We start from the raw sequence: 17,488 nt of genomic DNA, 5'->3' as shown, positions 1-17,488 counted from the left end.
GTTGAGCGCCGCCGCGCGGAGCTTCTCGGGGTCGAGAGCGTCGACTCCCTCGTCCCGGACCCTCTCGACCCCCCCTGTCCGAGACCGACGGGGTGGGGCGGATGATGGTCGGGTGAACCGCACCGATCGTCTCTACGGGCTTGTCGAGGAGCTGCGAGCGGTCTCGCCGCGGCCGCGGAGCGCACGGCGCCTCGCCGAGCGGTTCGAGGTGTCCGTGCGGACCATCGAGCGGGACCTGTCCGCGCTGCAGCAGTCCGGACTGCCGATCTGGGCGGAGCCGGGCCGGACGGGCGGCTACGTCATCGACGCGACCGCGACCCTCGGCCCGGCGGGACTCACCCTCGACGAGGCCCTCGCCGTGCTGATCGGCCTCAGTGCGCTGGAGGGCAGTCCCTTCCGGCACGCAGCCCGGACCGCCGCCCGGAAGACGCTCGCGGTCCTGCCGGACGGGGAGGCCGCCCGTGTCGGCGCGGTCGCCTCGCGGGTGCACTTCCTCGAGAGCGAGGAGGAAGCGGTCGTTCCGGCGGAGTTCGCGACGGCCCTCCGAGCGGATCGGGTCGTCCGGCTCCGCTACCGGGACAGCAGCGGTGCGGAGTCCGTGCGCGAGGTCGAACCGCTGGGCTCGATCGGGAAGGAGGAGCACTGGTACCTGATCGCCTGGTGCCGGCTGCGCGAGGGTGTCCGCGCGTTCCGCGGCGACCGCATGCTGTCGGTGGAGGTGACCGAGGAGCGGACCCCGCAGCGCACCCTCCGAGCCGAGGACCTCGCGCTCCAGTACGGACGGCTGCGGTCCGTCATCGACGGCTGATCCGGCGCGCGGATCTCCCGGAGACGCCGACGATCGCCGGAAACACCGACAGGACGGTGTCGCGACGACCGACGAGCCTGGTGCGACGGCCTCACCCTCACCGGCCTCACCCGCACCACTGAAGGAGCTCCATGTCGTTCACTTCCCTCCGCATCGTCACCGACGACCTCGAAGGCCTCGTCGCCTTCTACGAGAAGGTCATCGGCCGGCCGGCCGAGCGCCCGGCGCCGGTCTTCGCGCAGTTCACCGGAGCGGGCGCGACCCTCGCCATCGCTCGCACCGCGACGGTCGGGATGCTCCACGGCGCCGTCGCCCCTGCGTCGAACCACTCCGTCCTGCTCGAGTTCGAGGTGGCCGACGTGGACCGCGCCTTCACCGAGCTCGGAACCGGGAGCGAGGACGTGGTGCTCGCGCCGACCACCATGCCGTGGGGCAACCGCTCCGCCCTCGTGCGCGACCCGGACGGCAACGTCGTCAATCTGTTCAGCAGGCCCGCCCGCACCGGACCTCCTCCGACGCCCTCTTCCGGACATGACCGCTAGAGGACGTTGCGGCCCGGATCGGGCAGCTGTCACGGTTCGAGAGCGACCGATGACGGTCGGCCCCACCCGACCTGAAAGCCGCCCATGCGCTCCGCCTCCCTCCCGACCACCGCCGACATCCCTCCGTCCCGCACTCCCCGGCGACTGGCAGCCGTGCTCACCACCGTGACCACGACGGTCGCGCTGCTCCTCACCGGCGTCGGACCCGCCGCCGCCGCGGAGACACCGCCGACGGCGCCCGCGGGCGGGATCGCGATCTGGGGCTGGAACTACTACGGCCAGAAGAACGTCCCCGCCGACGTGGGCGGCCTCGTCGCCGTCTCGGGGGGCGGCTTCCACAGCGTCGGCCTGCGGGACGACGGGACGGTCGTCTCCTGGGGGAACGACCGGTCGGGCCAGACCGCTGTCCCCGGCGACCTGAAGCCGGTCGTCGCGGTCGGCGCGGGATGGATCCACAGCCTCGCCGTGCAGAACGACGGGACCGTCATCACGTGGGGCGGCCAGGGATCGGGAGAGATCGTCCCTCCCGCGGGCCTGACCGACGTCGTCGCCGTCTCCGGCGGCGAGCAGTTCAGCCTCGCGCTGCAGAAGAGTGGCACCGTCGTGGGCTGGGGGCAGGATGCGACGACGAGCAACGCCGTCCCGGCGGGCCTCACCGGCGTCACGGCCATCGCGACCGGCTTCGATCACAGCCTCGCGCTGAAGGACGACGGCACGGTGGTCGCCTGGGGCACCGGAGCGCAGGTCACGGGCATGCCGGCCGGCGTCAGTGGCGTGGTCGGCATCTCGGCCGGCTGGTACCACAGCCTCGCGGTGAAGAGCGACGGGACCGTCGTCGCGTGGGGGTCGGACGAGTACGGGCAGACCGATGTCCCGGCGAACCTGACGGACGTCGTCGCGGTGTCCGGCGGCGCGCGACACAGCCTCGCCCTCCGGAAGGACGGGAGCGTCGTCGGCTGGGGCAGCAACGAGGACGGGCAGCTCGATCAGCCCATCGGCGTCGTCGGCGCCCGCCCCACCGCGCTCGTCGCCGGCGGCTACCACAGCATGGCGCTCGGCGCCCGACCGGCCCTCACGGCGGACGCTCCCCCGGCGACCACGGAGGTCGGGGCGCCCTACTCGTACACGTTCGCGGCGGACTCCGCCTCCGCCACGTTCTCCCTCGCCTCCGGCAGCCTCCCGCCCGGCCTGACCCTCGATCAGGCGGGCGAGCTGTCGGGCGCGGTGACCGAGCCGGGCGACTCCACCTTCACCGTGGCGGCGAGGACGAGCTTCGGCAGCACCAGCGGCGCCCAGCACACGATCCGCGTCGCCGCGACCGCAGTGGCTCCCGCGCTCTCGGGAGACGCCCCCGCCGGCACGGTCGGAACCGCCTACGACTTCGGCTACACGATCACCGGCACACCGGCGCCGACCGCCACCCTGCTGTCCGGCAGCCTTCCGCCCGGCCTGTCCCTCAGCCCGAGCGGTCGCGTCACCGGCACCCCGACAGCGGCGGGGACGTCCTCGTTCACCGTCCAGGTCTCGAGCAGCGCGGGTTCCGCGCAGCTCGCCGACTCCGTCACGATCACACCGGCGGCCGTCGCGCCGGGCATCTCGGGGACGGTCGCGGCCGGCATGGTCGGCTCGGCGTACGACTACACCTACACGGTCACCGGCTTCCCCGCCCCGGCCGTGTCACTGAAGTCCGGGACGCTCCCGCCCGGTCTCACCCTCGAGCCGACCGGCCGCCTCTCCGGCACGCCCACCACGGCGGGCATCTTCGTGTTCACCCTCCAGGCGACCAACGCCACCGGGAGCGCGACGGCGACCAGCACGCTGACCGTGTCGCCGCAGAAGGTGACCGCGCGCGCCGATCTGCGCGTCGACCTCGCCGGGCCGACGTCCGCGGTCAAGGGGAGGACCGCCGTCTACACCCTCACCACGACGAACGCCGGGCCGTCCACCTCGAGCAGCGTCTTCTCGAAGGTCGTCCTCCCGCCGAACACGCAGTTCGTGTCCGCCACCGGCACGTACACCCGCGTCGGGAACCTCGTCGTCTTCCAGCGCTCGAAGCTCACCAACGGGCAGAGCGTCATCGAGAAGATCACGGTCACGGCGACCGCCACCGGAAAGGGCACCGCGCTCGCGACGACGTTCTCGGTCAGGACCCCCGATCCGTCGATCCGCAACAACGCCGACACCGCAGCCACCACGGTGCGCTGAACCTCGGCGGACGAGGGAGGCGGGCGGTCCTCGCCGACCACCCGCCTCCCTCACCGTCCTCCGTCGGAACCGCCGGAGCACCTCGATGCTCAGGGGCGGAAGACCGCCCGCACGCACCCGTCGGTCTTCTCCTTGAACATGGCGTAGCCGGCGGGACCGTCCTCCAGCGGCAGGACGTGCGTGGCGAGGTGCTCGGTGACGATCTCGTCCCGCGCCATCCGCTCGAGGAGCATCGGGATGTACCGGTGCCCGTGCTGCTGAGCGGACCGGAGCGTGAGGCCCTTGTTCATCACCGCCCCCAGGGGGAACTTGTCGACGAAGCCGCCGAAGACGCCCAGCACGAAGACGCTGCCGCCCTTGCGCGCGGCGAAGATCGCCTCACGCACGGCGGTGGGCCTGTCCGTCTGCAGCCGCAGCTGCTGCTTCAGCTGGTCGTAGGCGAAGTCGGGTCCGTCGCGGTGAGCCTCCATGCCGACCGCCTCGATGCACACGTCGGGGCCGCGTCCGCCCGTCAGCTCGCGGAGCTCGGCCGTCACCTCGCTGGTCTCGTAGTTCATGGTCTCCGCGCCGATGACCTGCTCGACCTGGGTCAGCCGCTCCTGGAAGCGGTCGATCACGATGACGCGCTCGGCGCCGAGCAGCAGCGACGCGCGCGCCGCCATCTGCCCGACACCGCCGGCGCCCCAGACCGCGACGGTGTCTCCGGGCCGGACGCCGCCGAGGTCCGCTCCCATCCATCCGGTCGGAGCGGCGTCGGAGGCGAAGAGCGCCCGCTGGTCGCTGATCCCGTCGGGAACGGGGAAGGCGCCCTGGTCCGCGTACGGCACGCGGATGTACTCGGCGTGGCTGCCGGCCCACCCGCCCAGCGCGTGGGAGTAGCCGTAGCAGCCGCCGGGCGCCTGCCCCCAGAGCATCTCGGGGATCCCCGCGTTCGGGTTGCCGTTGTCGCACAGGGAGTAGAGCTCGTTGCGGCAGTACCAGCACTTCCCGCAGCTGATGAACGAGCAGACCACGACACGGTCGCCGACCCGGTGCTTCGTGACGGCGGATCCGACCTCGACGATCTCGCCGAGGAACTCGTGCCCGAGCACGTCGCCCGCTCGCATGGTCGGGACGTACCCGCCGAGCAGGTGGAGATCCGAGCCGCAGCTCGTGCTCAGGGTCACCTTGACGATCGCGTCCTGAGCATTGAGGATCCCGGGATCCTCGACGGTCTCGACCGAGAGCTCGTTCACTCCGGTCCAGCACAGAGCCTTCACAGCACACCCTCGCCCTTCGCCTCGTCCTCTGCCTCGTCGACCGCGCCACCGAGCAGGGTGCGCGGTCGTTCTCCGTGCGGTCTCGGGGTCGCCCGCAGCACCTCGCCCGTCTCGAAGATCTGCTTGGCGTCGCGCAGAGCCGCGCGCAGCGCCTTGCCCGGGTCGTCGCCCACCCCGGCATCGGCACCCTCGCGGACCCGGGCGTGCACCTCGAAGCCCTTGTCCCCGGGGGCCGGATCGATCCGGATCTCGAGCGACTCCGCCAGACGCGCCAACGGCTCGGGATACCCGCCGCTCTCGAAGTCCCGGGCCTCGCCCAGGACGGTGACCGCTTTCCACCCTTCCGGGTGGGCCCCGTCCCCGTCGGACTCCCGTTCCTTCTTCACGAGGGAACGGGCGACGAGGCCCACCGCGACCCCTGCGATGCCGACTCCGACTGCCGCAGCCGCTCTTCCGGCCATGATCACGCCGCCTTTCCCGGCTTGAGGACGACCTTGGTCCAGCCGTCGTCGCGGTTGTCGAAGTGCTCGTAGGCGTCCGGTGCCTGCTCGAGCGGCAGCTCGTGACTGACGAGGAAGGACGGCGTCGCCTTGCCCGCGGCGATCAGATCGCGGAGCCGGCGGTTGTACTTCTTGACGGGCGCCTGCCCGGTGCCCATGGTCTGGCCCTTGAACCAGTGCAGTCCCGCATCGAACGCGATGCGCCCCTGCTTCGCGAGCTCGTCGGGGCCACCGGGGTCCTGCGGGACGAAGACGCCGACGGTGCCGATCCGCCCGGTGAAGCGCACCGACTGGACCAGGCGGTTCAGCGTGAGGTTCGGCTGCTCGTCGCCGCCGGGGTCGTGCGCCTCGTAGCCGACGCACTCGCAGCCGTTGTCGGCGCCGAGCCCCATCGTGTGCTCCAGGACGGCCTCCACAGGATCGACCTTCGAGTCGTCGATGGCGATCGCGCCGAGGGACTCCGCCAGTCGAAGACGGTCCGGGTGCCGATCCACGACCATGACCTTGCTCGCACCCTTGATGGTGGCGGACAGCGCGGCCATCAGTCCGACGGGGCCGGCACCGTAGATCACGGTCTGGTCCCCCGGCTTCACCCCCGCCATCTCCGTCGCGTGATAGCCGGTCGGGAAGATGTCGGCGAGCATCACGTAATCGGCGGCCTTCTCCTCCGCGTCCTCTCCCAGGCGGAGGCAGTTGAAGTCCCCCCAGGGCACCCGCAGCAGCTCGGCCTGGCCTCCGGCCCACGGTCCCATGTCGGCGAAGCCGTAGGCCGCGCCGGCCCATTCGGGGACGGGCTGAGCGGTGAGGCAGTAGTTGGTCAGCCCGCGCTCGCAGTTCTTGCAGTGCCCGCACGCCACGTTGAACGGCAGGACGACGTGATCCCCCACCGCGACCTTGTCGACGCCGTCGCCGACCTCGATCACCTCGCCCATGTTCTCGTGACCGAACCACCGCCCGGTCTCGAAGCTGGTGCGCCCCTCGTACATGTGCAGGTCGGACCCGCAGATGTTCGTGGTCGTGATGCGCACCAGCACGTCCGTGGAGCGCTCGATCCGCGCATCCGGGACGTCTCTCACCGCGACCGTGCGCGGCCCCTCGTAGACGACTGCTCTCATGCTCGTTTCCCTCCCGTGCGCGACGTTCCGTCGACGCCGCCGCGGGTCGGTCGACCCGGCGACACGCCGATCTCACGCCCCGCGGACCGGGAGGCACCATCGGCAGACCTGCCGATGCGGTCTTCCTTCGAGGGGGTCCCCGTGAAGGGGCTCCTGGTGGTACTCCAGTAGCAACGGTCTCCGGACAATCCCTTCGTTTCCCCTGCCCCCGGTCCTGAGGTGGTCGAGTCCCGTGTCACGCACTGCTGCGCTCCAGCTCGCCGAGACGGCCGCGCGCCCCGGCCCGATCCGCGAGCGGGCGCAGGCGATGCTGGACGAGCTGCACCAGCACATCCCCTTCGACGGCGCGTGGCTGGCACTGGCCGAGCCGAACGGCACGGGGTACCGCTCGGTCGCGAGCACCGACCTCGACGAGTCCTGCGTCCGCTACCTCAGCGGCCCGCAGATGGCGCTCGACATCGAGAGGACCGGCGCCGATCGCGAGCGGCCTCCCCTCAGCCTGTCGGACGTCCCCTACTCGCCGAGGGACCTGCAGACCTGGGCGGAGTGCCTGCTCCCCGCGGGATTCCACGAGACCCTGTCCGTCGCCCTGTTCGAGGACGGGGGCCGGCACGTGGGCTTCATGACGGTGCTGTTCCGGAGCGCGGAACCGCCGTCGCAGGCGGTCCGCCGACGCCTCGCTCGACTCGTGCCGACGCTCACCTCGGGCATCGACCCCGTCCGCTCGCTCGCCGCGTCGGCCTCGGTCGTCAACGGAGCCGGAGCAGGCGTGGTCCTCCTCCCCGACCACGGCGTCGCCTCCCTTCCGGGCCTCTCCGCGGACGAGCTGCTCGCCGCCGATTCGGCTCTGATCGACGCCGCGAGGGACGCCCTCGCCGAGGGGCGGAACTACGCCTCGTTCCTCTGGCCCCGCGGACGCCGGCAGTCGCCGGATGGCTACGTGCGGGTGACCGTGCTGGCCTGCGAGAGAGAACTCGCCGCAGTGACCCGCGGAGTCGTCGTGCTCTCCCCCGCGACGGGCCTGCGGGGCCTGACACCGCGGGAGCTCGAGGTGCTGGGCCACGTGATCGAGGGGTGCTCCAATCTCGAGATCGCCCGGGCGCTGAGAGTCGCTCCCCGCACGGTCGCCGCCCACCTCGAGCACATCCTGGTCAAGCTGGACGCCACGTCGCGCACGCTCGCGGCCGTCCGCGCCGAGCGCGCCGGCCTCTACGTCCCCCTCTCGCGAGCCCGGGCCGGGTGAGCCGGCCCGGACGAGCTCCGCGCGGGGCATCACGGCACTGCGCGACCGGACGACGAACCATCGATCAGAAAGGAACCGTCATGTCCCACTTGTCCGTCAAGGCCGGCGTCGCCGCACTCGTCGGCGCAGTCGTCGCGGCGATCGCCGCGCTCCTCGGTGTCCCCGATCTGTCGCCTCTGCTCGGCTGGGCGATCGCCGCGGCGGTGTTCCTCGTCTGGGCCTGGTCGACGGCGTGGCCGGCCGGCCCCGAGCGCACCCGCGACCTCGCCCGCCACGAGGACCGGTCCCGGAAGCTGGTCGACTCGCTCATCATCGCCGCCACCTTCCTCAGCCTCGTCCTCGTGGTCATCGCACTCCTCCGCAGCCAGCAGAAGGACCCCGTCGGATCCGCGGCCGCGATCCTCGCGGTCGTCGGGGTCGTCGCGGCCTGGGCGCTCCTCAACACCGTCTACGCCTTCAAATACGCGCGCATGTACTACCTCGACGACCGCCACCGCTTCGACTTCGACCAGGACGAGGACCCGTCCTACAGCGACTTCGCCTACACCGCCTTCTCGATCGGGATGGCCTACAGCGCGAGCAACATCACCCAGTCCTCCACCCCGTCACGTCGCATCGCCCTGGCCCACGCTCTGCTGTCCTACTTCTTCGGCACCTTCGTCGTCGCCGTCGCCATCAACCTGATCACCGGCCTCACCCAGGGAGGGTGAGGAGCGCGGCACGCCGTCCGCCGCAGGGTCGCGTCCGCGAACCTCGTCGGAAGCGGGTACCGGATCCTCAGAAGACGGCGATCGGGTTCACCGGAACACCGGTGAGTCCGAGCAGGCGGGGCGGAGCCACGCTGAGCAGGAACGACGAGCGTGACAGCTCCGCGCAGAGTGCACTGACCTGTTCGACGTTCGCGCTGTCGATGAGCGGCATGCCCAGTCGCGCGAGCGCGACCATGTGCATCGGCATCGGGATCTCCGGGTCGAGAGGCGGGAAGCTGTCGCCGACGTCTCCGGCGTAGAGCGCCACACCTCGGTCGTGCATCCAGGTCACTGCATCGACGGTCATGCCGGGCCCCTGCTCCTCCGAGTTCCAGGAGAAGCCCCATCCGCTGCGCACGACCAGCGCATCACCGGGCTGCAGAGCGACGCCTGCGCGGTCCTCGGCCGCGTCGAGGTCGGCGGCGATGATCGCGTGCGCTGCGGGCAGCCGTCCCTGCGGCGCGAGGTCGAGGAGGACGCCGCGCGTGACGATGCCCGCGGCGAAGGACGTGGTGGATCCGTGCTGCACACCGCCGGCGGTGACCGCTTCGCCGACAGGCCGGCCCGGGTACACGACTCCGTCCTCGACAGGCAGGTGGGCGAACGCGTCCAGGTGGGTCATCGCCGGGTGGTGCGGCGTCACGACGAGCACCTCGGACATGCCCATCGGCGGCGTACCGGTGTGAAGCAGCGCCTGCTGCACGGGCGGCGACGGCGGGGACGGCGGGGCGAACGGCCCGCCGAGCATGGATGCGGGAGCGACCGGCAGGGCGAGCGAGGCCCAACGGCCGGTCCGCACCTCCTCCGCTGCACGCCGGCGAGCGGCGTCGTCGATGAGGTTGAGAGTGCCGAGGTCGTCGTCGGCGCCCCATCGGCCTCGGTTGTCGGGGATCGGCGTGCGGGTCATGGGGTGTCCTGTCGAATCGACGTGGCCCGAGGAGTGGTGCACACTCCAAGGAAGGATCTGCGGTAGCAGGTTCCTGCAGGTCACCCTAAACCAGGTTCCTGCTTCTGCGTCATGGGAGAGGACATCGGGATGGGCGATGACGAGGGACTCGACGCCGTCCTCGGCTGGAACGCGGTCAAGGTCGCGCGGATCATCGGCGCACGGATCACTGCCGGGCTCGCGGAGCACGACATGAGCCTGGTGCAGTTCGGCGTCCTCTCCTGCCTCACCGGTGGAGTGCAGCTGACGTCCGCCGAGATCGCCCGCGCGGTCTTCGTCCGCCCGCAGACGATGTCCGAGGTCCTCGACGGCATGGAGCGGCGAGAGCTGATCGAGCGCGTCGGGATCCGAGGCAAGGGCCGACGCAACCCCGTGCGCATCACTGAAGAAGGGGGGCGAATGGTCACCGCGGCCCGCGCGGTCGCGATGGCGACCAATGACCTGAGCGACGTCGGCCTCAGCGCGGCGGCCGCCGGACAGCTGAACGAGCTCCTGCTCTCTGTCATCCGAAACGCCGAAGAACCGACGGGAGCCGGTTTCGGGGAGTGAGGACCGGCTGTGGACCGTTCCCGTTCGGGACGCCTGGAGCGGCGGAACGCCACCTGGCTGACCGACCTCCACACGGGACGGCCTCCGACTCGAGGACGGGGCTAGCGTGGGACCGGCGAGGAGGGCGAATGCACGCCGAATGGGACGAGTCGTACTTCGACGCACCGCGGGAGGACCCGTCGATCTACTGGGTCTGTTTCTGGACCGGAGACGACATCGAGCAATCGGCGCGCCACGACCCGCAGCGGATCACCGGTGCGGGTTCGGTCGCGGAGGTGCTCGAGTGGGTGCACGAGGTGAAGGAGGAGCGCCGGTTCGAGCTCTCCGTGGAGACCACGGACCGCGCCGAGTCGAGAGCCCACGGTTGGCTCGACCACCGCAAGCTCATCCGTCTCGCGGGCGACTTCACGCCGGGAGGCACGACGTTCACCATCGCGTCGTACGCACCGGAGTGAGGGTGAAGCGGTCCGGTGAGCCGACCCTCCCGCCTTTGCGGCGAACTGCATCCATACGCTGACGGCGACGGTTTCGGCCCGCAGACGATTCAGACGATCCCTTCACGGGACACTCGGCTGCGCAGAGAGCAGCTGAGTACGATCGGGCCGTGCAGCGCGCAGTAGGCGGAGTAGTGATCGAGATCACTCACGCGAGAACCGATGACGCGACTCGGACAGCCGACACTCCCGTCCAGGCGTGGACGGTCACCCTCTCCGGAGCAGGTATCGCTCACACTGCGACCGTCGCCCTGGTCGGCACTCTCAAGGAGCCGGACGACGACGTGTTCGCCACGGTTCTCGAGGTGGCCGTGCTGGAGTACGTCTCCCTGTCGGAGGACACGGATCCGCTCGCGACCCCTGTGATCCGCGAGTGGAAGCGGGCCCACGCAGCCGAACTGCAGGAGCTCGTGGCGACGCTCCGAGCGACGGACAGCTAGCGCCCTCCCTGACGCACTCGACAGCGGACTGCTCATGACTCACCGCAGGCCGACGCTCGAACCAGAGCCGCCGGCCGACCTGGCGGGCCGACCCCGACGGGACGATCCGGACCGAGGTTCACGCTTCCCGAAGCATCGACCGAACGGCCTCGAGCGTGAACCCGGTCGCGACGGCGAGCTCGTGCTCGTCGGCACCGAGAAAAGCAGCGGAGCGCGCAGCAGAGAGGACTTTCTCCCACTCACCGGATCCCGAGAGCTGACTGCGAAGAAGTGCACTCTCCTCCGAGGCGTGCACGAGAGCCGCTTCCTCTTCGCCTGCCAGAAGCCTCGGCGGGTCGCTGAGATCGATTCGCCACCCACGAGCAGACGGCTCAGTGGCCTCATCCATATCCCGAAGCTACCCGACGCCGACGTCGAGCACCCGTCGCTCCTCCACTCGCGTTCCTGCCCCGACCCCCTGCTGGACCCCACCTGCTCACAAGGACGGGTCAGAGCAGAGATCGGGGGCCTCTGAGCTGACCCCACCCGAACGAGCTCTCCGCGATGAAGTCCTGGAGATCGCTCCGGACCGCGAGTGCGAAATCAGCAGGATCGACGCCGCGCTGCAACCCGCGGGCCGATCCCGGTTCACCGAGGATCTCCCGGTGGACGCGCACGTCGCCATCGTCCAGGCTCTCGCCGCCGTTGAGGGGACGCTCTGTGCCGTCGATGAACAGGCGCGTGAAGAAGAGGCGCAGCGAGGCGAATTCGTGCTCGCTGAGCATCTCCTCGAAGACCGGGCTCAGCGCCTCACGAAGCTCAGCGTCGGTGATCACCGGTTCCCTCCACGTCCGGCCTCAGCCTGCCAGTGTGACGACCGGATCGCGACGGTCGCGGAACGATCTCTTCGGCTGAGGATGCAGCCGGCGCTCCCTCCCTGCCGAGACGAGATCCCGACGTTCCATCGGCGCGGAGCGATCGGCTAGGACTGCAGTGCCTCGAGGTGCTCGAGGAGGCTCGAGTGCGTCGGCTCCCATCCGACCGCTTGTCGGGTGCGTGCGCTGGAGGACGGCTGGTCCATCGCGAGGATCGGCCCGAAGGGGCCGAAGGTGTCGTCCGGCACGGACTCGACGGGCAGCCCCAGGCGGCGCCCGACCACGGTGGCGATGTCGAGCACGCGGTCGCCCTCGTCGGCCACGGCGTGCCAGGCGGTGCCGCCCGGCACGGACTCGAGCGCGATCCGGAAGAGCGAGGCGGCGTCCCGGGCGTGGACGGCCGGCCAGCGCTGCTCGCCGTCACCCGGGTAGCCGGCGACCCCGGTCCTTCGGGCGGCGTCGGTGAGCAGAGTTCCGGGAAGCGACCGAGCTCCTCGCCACGAGCGGGCGGCCCTCGAGCGGTCGTCGTGTGTGGTCTACTGGTCTCGATCCGGGGGGATGAGCGATGAACAGCACGGTGGAACGGTCGGCGTGGGCGCGGTTCTGGGACCACGGGCGGTGGTGGAAGGCTCTGATCCTCGCGGTCGGCTACCTCGCGATCTACGAGCCGGCCTCACTGCTGATGGCTCCGTTTGTGCCCTTCATCGGTGACGCGGATTCCGCGAGCTACGTCGTCGTCCTCATCGTCGTCCCGGTCCTCATCGGCAGTCTCCTCCTGGTCGGCTTCGGCGCGAGCCTCGGCTGGCTGCGGAGCACGTTCGAGCGGCAGTCCCCTCGCGGCGGCGGCTGGATGTGGATCGCGATCGCGGTCGTCCTGCTCTTCAACGTGATGCGCTTCGCGAGCATCGACTACTCCGCGGCCGGGTTCGACTGGGTGGCCGCCTGGCTGCTCGCCGGACTCGTCATCGGCTTCTCCGAGGAGCTCCTCACCCGCGGCTACGTCGTGCGGATCATGCGCTCGTCGGGTCGCTCCGAGATCGCCGTCGGACTGGTCTCCGCCGCCCTGTTCGCCCTGCTGCACGCCACCAACCTCTTCGTCGGCCAGCCGCTCCTGCCGACGCTGCTGCAGATCCTCTACACGTTCTTCTTCGGCTTCTGCATGTACCTCGCGATGCGCGTGACCCGCACGATCATCGCGCCGATCCTGCTGCACGCCAGCACCGACCCCAGCATCTTCATGCAGGGCACCTACCCGGCCGGCGGCGCCCTCTCCGCCCTCGCCCAGCTCGGCAACATCGTCGTGATCCTGGTCGGAGTCGTCCTCCTCGTCGTCTTCCTCCTCACCGAGCGCCGAGCCGGCCACCGCCCCCGCGAGGCGCAGCACGAGGCCGCGCAGATCTCCTGAGCGATCGCGCGGGATCAGCTGCCGCGGGGTCCGCGGCGGAGGAGGACGAGCAGGGTCTGGGACATGACCGTCTCGTCGTGCTGGTCGAGCAGCTCGATGCCGATGCGGACGAGGCCCCTGTCGGGTCGTGAGGTGGAGGGGCGCGCGGAGAGGACGAGGAAGCGGCCACGCAGCCGGTCGCCCGGGCGCACCGGGAGGTGCCAGCGCAGGTCGTCCACTCCCGGCGAGGCGATGCTGGCGCGCTCGTTGAGGAAGGTGTCGACCAGGAGCCGCATCGTCATCGCCGTGGTGTGCCAGCCGCTGGCGATCAGGCCGCCGAAGTCGCCCGCACGGGCGGCCTCGGGGTCGGTGTGCATGCTGTGCGGGTCGAACGCCGTGGTGAAGGCGATGATCTCGGCTTCGGTCACCTCGATCGGCCCGGAGGTGCCTCCGAGTCCGGGACGGTAGTCGTCGAAGTACCGCTCGGCCAGGGGAACGGTGAAGGGCGTCATCGTCCGACCGTACTGCCCGGCGTGAGACGCCCCGTCGACGACCGGGGAGCCCTCCTCCCCTGCCGACCGCATCGCGTCATGCCGTCTCGGGCTGGTCGGCGCGGCGCCGGCGTCCGATGAACAGTGTTCCGATGAGCCCTGCGATCGCGAGGATCCCGCCGGTCATGAAGGCGGCCTGCCCAGCGGAGACGGTCTCGGCGACGCTCAGCTGCCCTGCGTCCGCGGCGTTCGAGCCGATCGTGTAGGCGGAGATCAGCACCGCGCCGCCCGCGGCGCCCGCGAGCTGCTGCACCGTGGTGAAGGCGGCGCTGCCGTGCGGGTAGAGCTCCGAGCGGAGGGAGGAGAGGGCGAGGGTGGTCACCGGCGCCCAGATCATCGCCTGCCCGGCCGTCATCACGAGGTAGCCGGTCAGGTACATCCACACGCTGTCGGCGTCGGTGAGGGTGCTGAGGAACCAGATGCTCGCCGTCCAGATCACGGCGCCGGGGATCGTCAGGGGCAGCGGACCGAAGCGGTCGTAGACACGGCCGCCGAGCGCGGACACGACCGAGATGATCACGCCTCCCGGGAGGAGGAACAGGCCGATCGACAGGCTGCTCAGCCCGAGCGCTCCGGTCAGGACGAACGGGAGGACGAGGGCGACGCCGAAGCCGTTCATCGCGACGAACAGCATGATCACCACCGCGACCACGAACGTGCGGCTGCGGAAGATGCGCAGGTCCAGGAGCGCGTTCCCTCGTCGGCGCAGCGCCACCTGGCGCAGGACGAACGCGCCGACCCCGACGACCCCGATCACGAGGGGCAGGAGCGGAGGCATCGGCGCGTGACCGGAGACGGATTCGCCGATCAGGGACAGCCCGAGCACGAGTCCGCCGAAGCCGAGCGCGGACAGGACCAGGGAGAGGAGGTCCAGAGAGGCGCGCTCGGGCGTGGTGATGTTCCTCAGCTTCAGCGCGCCGGCGACGAGGGCGAGCACCGCGAGCGGGAGCACCAGCAGGAAGAGCCAGCGCCAAGGCAGGTAGGTCAGCACGAGGCCCGAGACGGCGGGGCCGACGGCCGGAGCGATGGCCGGGACCGCCGTCACGATCGCCATGATGCGGCCGCGCCGCGACTCGGGGATGAGCCGGATCGCGGTGGTCATCAGCAGGGGCACGAAGACCGCTGTTCCGACGGCCTGCACGATCCGCCCGACGAGCAGGAGCTCGAAGCCCGGAGCGGCGGCGGCGAGAGCCGTTCCGACGATGAAGACCGAGAGGGCGGTCAGGAAGATCGTGCGGAGGTGGAAGCGCCGCATCACGAAGCCGGTGGCCGGGATGAGGACCGCCAGGGTCAGCAGGTAGCCGGTCGTCAGCCACTGGCCGGCCGCCGGGCTGATCTCGAGATCGGCGATGAGGGTCGGCAGGGCGACACCGAGGAGCATCTCGTTGAGCAGCACGAGGAACGTTGACGCCATCAGCAGACCGATGACGAGCCCGTCCCCCTTCCTGAGCCGGTCGGAGTGCGGAGGCTGTGCGAGCGGGCGCGTGGAGGTGGTCATGACTCCATGCTCAACCTTGACATCAGTGGCAATGTCAAGCGATATCCGCGGAATCGGTGCTCAGTAGATCGCGCGATTGAGCCGCACGAGGTAGTCCGCGCTGATCGAGCCCTCCGCCTCGGCGCGCTCGGTCACGACGGCGATCGCGAGATCCCGCCGGCGGGGGGAGCGAGCGGCATCGGCCGCGGCGAGAGAGCCCGGCAGCTCGGCGGCCGTGCGCTCGGTGCAGTACGCGGGGGTGCCGGGCTGCTGCTGCCAGGAGTCGGCGAGGGGACCCGCGTCGAAGGCGTCGAAACCGGTCTCCTCGACGAGGGTCATCGCGAGGCGCTTGCCGTCGGGGTCGTCCCCGGCGACGGGGATCGCGATGCGATCGGGCGTGCCCGCGGCCGTGGCGTGCTCGCTGAAGGACTGCGAGGTGATCGCGTTCCACGCCTTCAGCACCGGGCGCCCGAGCTGCTCCTGCACCCAGAGGCTCTCCACCTGGCCGCTCTCGAGCTCAGCGATGCGTCCGTCGCGCAGCGGGTAGTAGTTGCCGGTGTCGATGATCACCGCGCCGGCGGGCGCGGCGCGCACGAGCGGCGCGAGATCGGGGATGCGGCTGATCGGGACCGTCACGATCAGGACGTCGGCCAGGAGAGGAGCGTCCCGCGCTTCGACGGCCTTCGCGCCCCCGCTCAGCGCCGCTGCGCTGATCGTCGAGGGGCCGCGCGAGTTGGCGATGCCGACGTCATGGCCGGCCTCGCCGAGCCGCTGCGCCAGTGTGGTGCCGATCATTCCCGCGCCGATGATGCCGATCTTCATGTCCGTCCGTCCTTCTGCTGAGTCCTCCCTCCATCCTGAACGTTCGCACTAGTGTGAAGGTCAAGCGATCAGGAGGAGACGGACATGCGCATCGGAGAGCTCTCGAAGAAGACGGGCGTCGCGGCGCGGATGCTCCGCTACTACGAGGAGCACGACCTCATCCGCCCGACCCGCCTCGACAACGGCTACCGCGACTACGACGACTACCTCGTCGACCGCGTGAAGAAGATCCGCGGCCTCGTCGACTCCGGGATCCCGACCCGGATCATCGTCGACATCCTGCCCTGCCTCGACAAGCCGCAGACGATCGTGGTCGAGAACGCCGAGCCGGGACTCCGGGACCTGCTCACGACCGAGCGCGACCGGATGAGCGAGAAGATCGACTTCCTGATCCAGAACCGCGACGCGATCTCGCGCTACATCGACGCGATCGACGCGGCGTCGGACCGAGAGCTGCTCCAGACCGGCTGACGCTCGACCTCGTCGCTGGCGTGATGGTCCACCCGATCCTGCAGGACGGAGGCCTGTTCCTCGTCCCCGCCGCTGGGCGGGGCCGCCGCCGAGCCCCGCTCAGCCGAGCAGGTCGAGGCCGCCCTCGGTCACGACGGCCCGCACCTCGGTCAGGTAGCGCCGGGCCTGCTCGGTGAGGGGGATGGCGGAGTGCCCGATCCAGCCGATCTCGATGCGCTCGTCGACGTCGAGCGGGACGGCGACGATGGCGGGGTCGAGGTCGTCGCTGATGATCCCGGTCGAGATGGTGTAGCCGTCGAGGCCGATCATGAGGTTGAAGATCGTCGCCCGGTCCGACACGCGGATCTCCCGGTCGCTCGACAGCGTGGACAGGATCTCCTCGGCGAAGTAGAAGGAGTTGTCCGCCCCCTGGTCGAAGGTGAGCCGCGGCAGATCGGCGAGATCGGCGAGGGTGACCCGCTCGCGCGAGGCCAGCGGGTTCCTCCGCGAGACGAAGATGTGCGGCAGGGCGAGGAAGAGGGGATGGAAGGCGAGCCCCGCGTCCCGGAGGATCTTGTCGATGACGTCCCGGTTGAAGTCGTTCCGGTACAGGATCCCCAGCTCGCTGCGGAGAGTGCGGACGTCCTCGATGATGTCGCGGGTGCGGGTCTCGCGCAGCGAGAACTCGTACTTCTCCCCCTCCGTGCCCCGGACCATCCGCACGAAGGCGTCGACGGCGAACGAGTAGTGCTGCGTGGACACCCCGAGCAGGCGACGCGACGGCGGCCGCCCCAGGTAGCGCTGCTCGAGGAGCGCCACCTGCTCGATGACCTGCCGGGCGTAGCCGAGGAACTCGGTGCCCTCGGTGGTGAGGGTGACCCCGCGCGCGACGCGGACGAGGAGGGCGCGTCCCACCCGGGTCTCGAGGTCCTTCATCGCCGCGGACATGGTCGGCTGGGCGACGTAGAGCAGATCGGCGGCGGCGGAGATCGAGCCCTCGGAGGCGACCTCGACGAAGTAGTGGAGCTGCTGGAGCGAGATCCCGCCCGTTCGACGTGCCATAGGTCGGGACTATACCTCGGCATAGTCGCGCCGGATTC

The 17,488-nt window shown here is 70.6% G+C and carries 21 protein-coding genes; 10 read left to right on the top strand and 11 right to left on the bottom strand.

Translation table 11 applies throughout. The features are described from left to right. The first annotated feature begins 112 nt into the window (after positions 1–112). The 3 genes from MT350_RS16760 (at position 113) to MT350_RS16750 (ending at position 3,555) form a co-directional block, all read left to right on the top strand. Complete coding sequence (locus MT350_RS16760; RefSeq protein WP_243600100.1) at positions 113–808, top strand: YafY family protein; 696 nt, start codon at positions 113–115, stop codon at positions 806–808. Positions 809–939: 131 nt separating this feature from the next. Further along, the gene (locus MT350_RS16755) at positions 940–1,350 is read left to right on the top strand and encodes a VOC family protein (protein ID WP_243600099.1); all 411 of its coding nucleotides are present in this window, start codon (positions 940–942) and stop codon (positions 1,348–1,350) included. Positions 1,351–1,434: 84 nt separating this feature from the next. Further along, on the top strand, positions 1,435–3,555 hold the full coding sequence (locus MT350_RS16750) for a putative Ig domain-containing protein (protein WP_243616300.1): 2,121 nt from the start codon (positions 1,435–1,437) through the stop codon (positions 3,553–3,555). An 89-nt stretch (positions 3,556–3,644) separates the two neighbouring features. Here the strand turns inward: MT350_RS16750 and MT350_RS16745 are convergent, their stop codons facing one another. From MT350_RS16745 to MT350_RS16735, 3 genes are read right to left on the bottom strand one after another with little or no spacing between them, the layout of a single operon-like run. Continuing rightward, on the bottom strand, positions 3,645–4,814 hold the full coding sequence (locus MT350_RS16745) for a zinc-dependent alcohol dehydrogenase (RefSeq protein WP_243600097.1): 1,170 nt from the start codon (positions 4,812–4,814) through the stop codon (positions 3,645–3,647). Next, positions 4,811–5,224, bottom strand: a complete 414-nt coding sequence (locus MT350_RS16740; protein WP_243600096.1) for a hypothetical protein — start codon at positions 5,222–5,224, stop codon at positions 4,811–4,813. The genes MT350_RS16745 and MT350_RS16740 overlap by 4 nt, the downstream gene beginning before the upstream one ends. Positions 5,225–5,277: 53 nt before the next feature. Further along, the gene (locus tag MT350_RS16735) at positions 5,278–6,429 is read right to left on the bottom strand and encodes a glutathione-independent formaldehyde dehydrogenase (protein WP_243616299.1); all 1,152 of its coding nucleotides are present in this window, start codon (positions 6,427–6,429) and stop codon (positions 5,278–5,280) included. A 232-nt stretch (positions 6,430–6,661) separates the two neighbouring features. Here MT350_RS16735 and MT350_RS20530 point away from each other — a divergent pair, with 232 nt between their 5' ends. Then, positions 6,662–7,672: a LuxR C-terminal-related transcriptional regulator gene (locus tag MT350_RS20530; RefSeq protein ID WP_243600094.1), complete on the top strand. Its 1,011-nt coding sequence runs from the start codon at positions 6,662–6,664 to the stop codon at positions 7,670–7,672. Positions 7,673–7,752: 80 nt separating this feature from the next. Continuing rightward, positions 7,753–8,382 (top strand): DUF1345 domain-containing protein, encoded by a 630-nt coding sequence (locus tag MT350_RS16725; RefSeq protein ID WP_243600093.1) that lies wholly within the window; start codon positions 7,753–7,755, stop codon positions 8,380–8,382. A 67-nt stretch (positions 8,383–8,449) separates the two neighbouring features. Here the strand turns inward: MT350_RS16725 and MT350_RS16720 are convergent, their stop codons facing one another. Continuing rightward, a complete protein-coding gene (locus MT350_RS16720; protein WP_243616298.1) occupies positions 8,450–9,556 on the bottom strand; it encodes a cyclase family protein in 1,107 nt (368 codons plus the stop codon). A 12-nt stretch (positions 9,557–9,568) separates the two neighbouring features. Here MT350_RS16720 and MT350_RS16715 point away from each other — a divergent pair, with 12 nt between their 5' ends. The 3 genes from MT350_RS16715 (at position 9,569) to MT350_RS16705 (ending at position 10,850) form a co-directional block, all read left to right on the top strand. Continuing rightward, entirely contained in the window at positions 9,569–9,916 is a 348-nt protein-coding gene (locus tag MT350_RS16715; RefSeq protein ID WP_243616297.1) for a MarR family transcriptional regulator, read from the top strand. 128 nt (positions 9,917–10,044) lie between these two features. After that, on the top strand, positions 10,045–10,371 hold the full coding sequence (locus tag MT350_RS16710; protein WP_243600090.1) for a hypothetical protein: 327 nt from the start codon (positions 10,045–10,047) through the stop codon (positions 10,369–10,371). A 149-nt stretch (positions 10,372–10,520) separates the two neighbouring features. Beyond that, the gene (locus tag MT350_RS16705; RefSeq protein ID WP_243600089.1) at positions 10,521–10,850 is read left to right on the top strand and encodes a hypothetical protein; all 330 of its coding nucleotides are present in this window, start codon (positions 10,521–10,523) and stop codon (positions 10,848–10,850) included. 118 nt (positions 10,851–10,968) lie between these two features. On the opposite strand, the gene MT350_RS16700 is transcribed toward MT350_RS16705, so the two are convergent. From MT350_RS16700 to MT350_RS16690, 3 genes are all read right to left on the bottom strand, one after another. Beyond that, positions 10,969–11,238, bottom strand: coding sequence for a hypothetical protein (locus MT350_RS16700; RefSeq protein ID WP_243600088.1), 270 nt, complete (start codon positions 11,236–11,238; stop codon positions 10,969–10,971). Positions 11,239–11,338: 100 nt separating this feature from the next. Further along, the gene (locus tag MT350_RS16695; RefSeq protein ID WP_243600087.1) at positions 11,339–11,665 is read right to left on the bottom strand and encodes a hypothetical protein; all 327 of its coding nucleotides are present in this window, start codon (positions 11,663–11,665) and stop codon (positions 11,339–11,341) included. A 146-nt stretch (positions 11,666–11,811) separates the two neighbouring features. Continuing rightward, positions 11,812–12,054 carry a nucleoside-diphosphate sugar epimerase gene (locus MT350_RS16690; protein WP_243600086.1) on the bottom strand — a complete coding sequence of 81 codons (243 nt, stop codon included), beginning with the start codon at positions 12,052–12,054 and terminating at the stop codon, positions 11,812–11,814. Between the two features lie 215 nt (positions 12,055–12,269). On the opposite strand from MT350_RS16690, the gene MT350_RS16685 reads away from it, so the two are divergent. Then, the gene (locus tag MT350_RS16685; protein ID WP_243600085.1) at positions 12,270–13,109 is read left to right on the top strand and encodes a CPBP family intramembrane glutamic endopeptidase; all 840 of its coding nucleotides are present in this window, start codon (positions 12,270–12,272) and stop codon (positions 13,107–13,109) included. A 14-nt stretch (positions 13,110–13,123) separates the two neighbouring features. On the opposite strand, the gene MT350_RS16680 is transcribed toward MT350_RS16685, so the two are convergent. From MT350_RS16680 to MT350_RS16670, 3 genes are all read right to left on the bottom strand, one after another. Further along, entirely contained in the window at positions 13,124–13,600 is a 477-nt protein-coding gene (locus MT350_RS16680) for a MaoC family dehydratase (protein ID WP_243600084.1), read from the bottom strand. 76 nt (positions 13,601–13,676) lie between these two features. Next, positions 13,677–15,137 carry a DHA2 family efflux MFS transporter permease subunit gene (locus tag MT350_RS16675; protein ID WP_243616296.1) on the bottom strand — a complete coding sequence of 487 codons (1,461 nt, stop codon included), beginning with the start codon at positions 15,135–15,137 and terminating at the stop codon, positions 13,677–13,679. 60 nt (positions 15,138–15,197) lie between these two features. Continuing rightward, entirely contained in the window at positions 15,198–15,938 is a 741-nt protein-coding gene (locus tag MT350_RS16670; RefSeq protein WP_243600082.1) for an NADPH-dependent F420 reductase, read from the bottom strand. 84 nt (positions 15,939–16,022) lie between these two features. Here MT350_RS16670 and MT350_RS16665 point away from each other — a divergent pair, with 84 nt between their 5' ends. Further along, positions 16,023–16,409: a MerR family transcriptional regulator gene (locus MT350_RS16665; RefSeq protein WP_127886746.1), complete on the top strand. Its 387-nt coding sequence runs from the start codon at positions 16,023–16,025 to the stop codon at positions 16,407–16,409. 99 nt (positions 16,410–16,508) lie between these two features. Here MT350_RS16665 and MT350_RS16660 read toward each other — a convergent pair whose 3' ends face one another. Beyond that, positions 16,509–17,450 (bottom strand): LysR family transcriptional regulator, encoded by a 942-nt coding sequence (locus MT350_RS16660; protein ID WP_123703993.1) that lies wholly within the window; start codon positions 17,448–17,450, stop codon positions 16,509–16,511. Positions 17,451–17,488: the final 38 nt, after the last annotated feature.

The organism is Rathayibacter sp. VKM Ac-2928, from assembly GCF_022815545.1.
GTDB classification, from domain to species: domain Bacteria; phylum Actinomycetota; class Actinomycetes; order Actinomycetales; family Microbacteriaceae; genus Rathayibacter; species Rathayibacter festucae.
The sequence above is the reverse complement of the archived record's forward strand: the minus strand, read 5'-3'. Positions and strand labels throughout refer to the sequence as shown.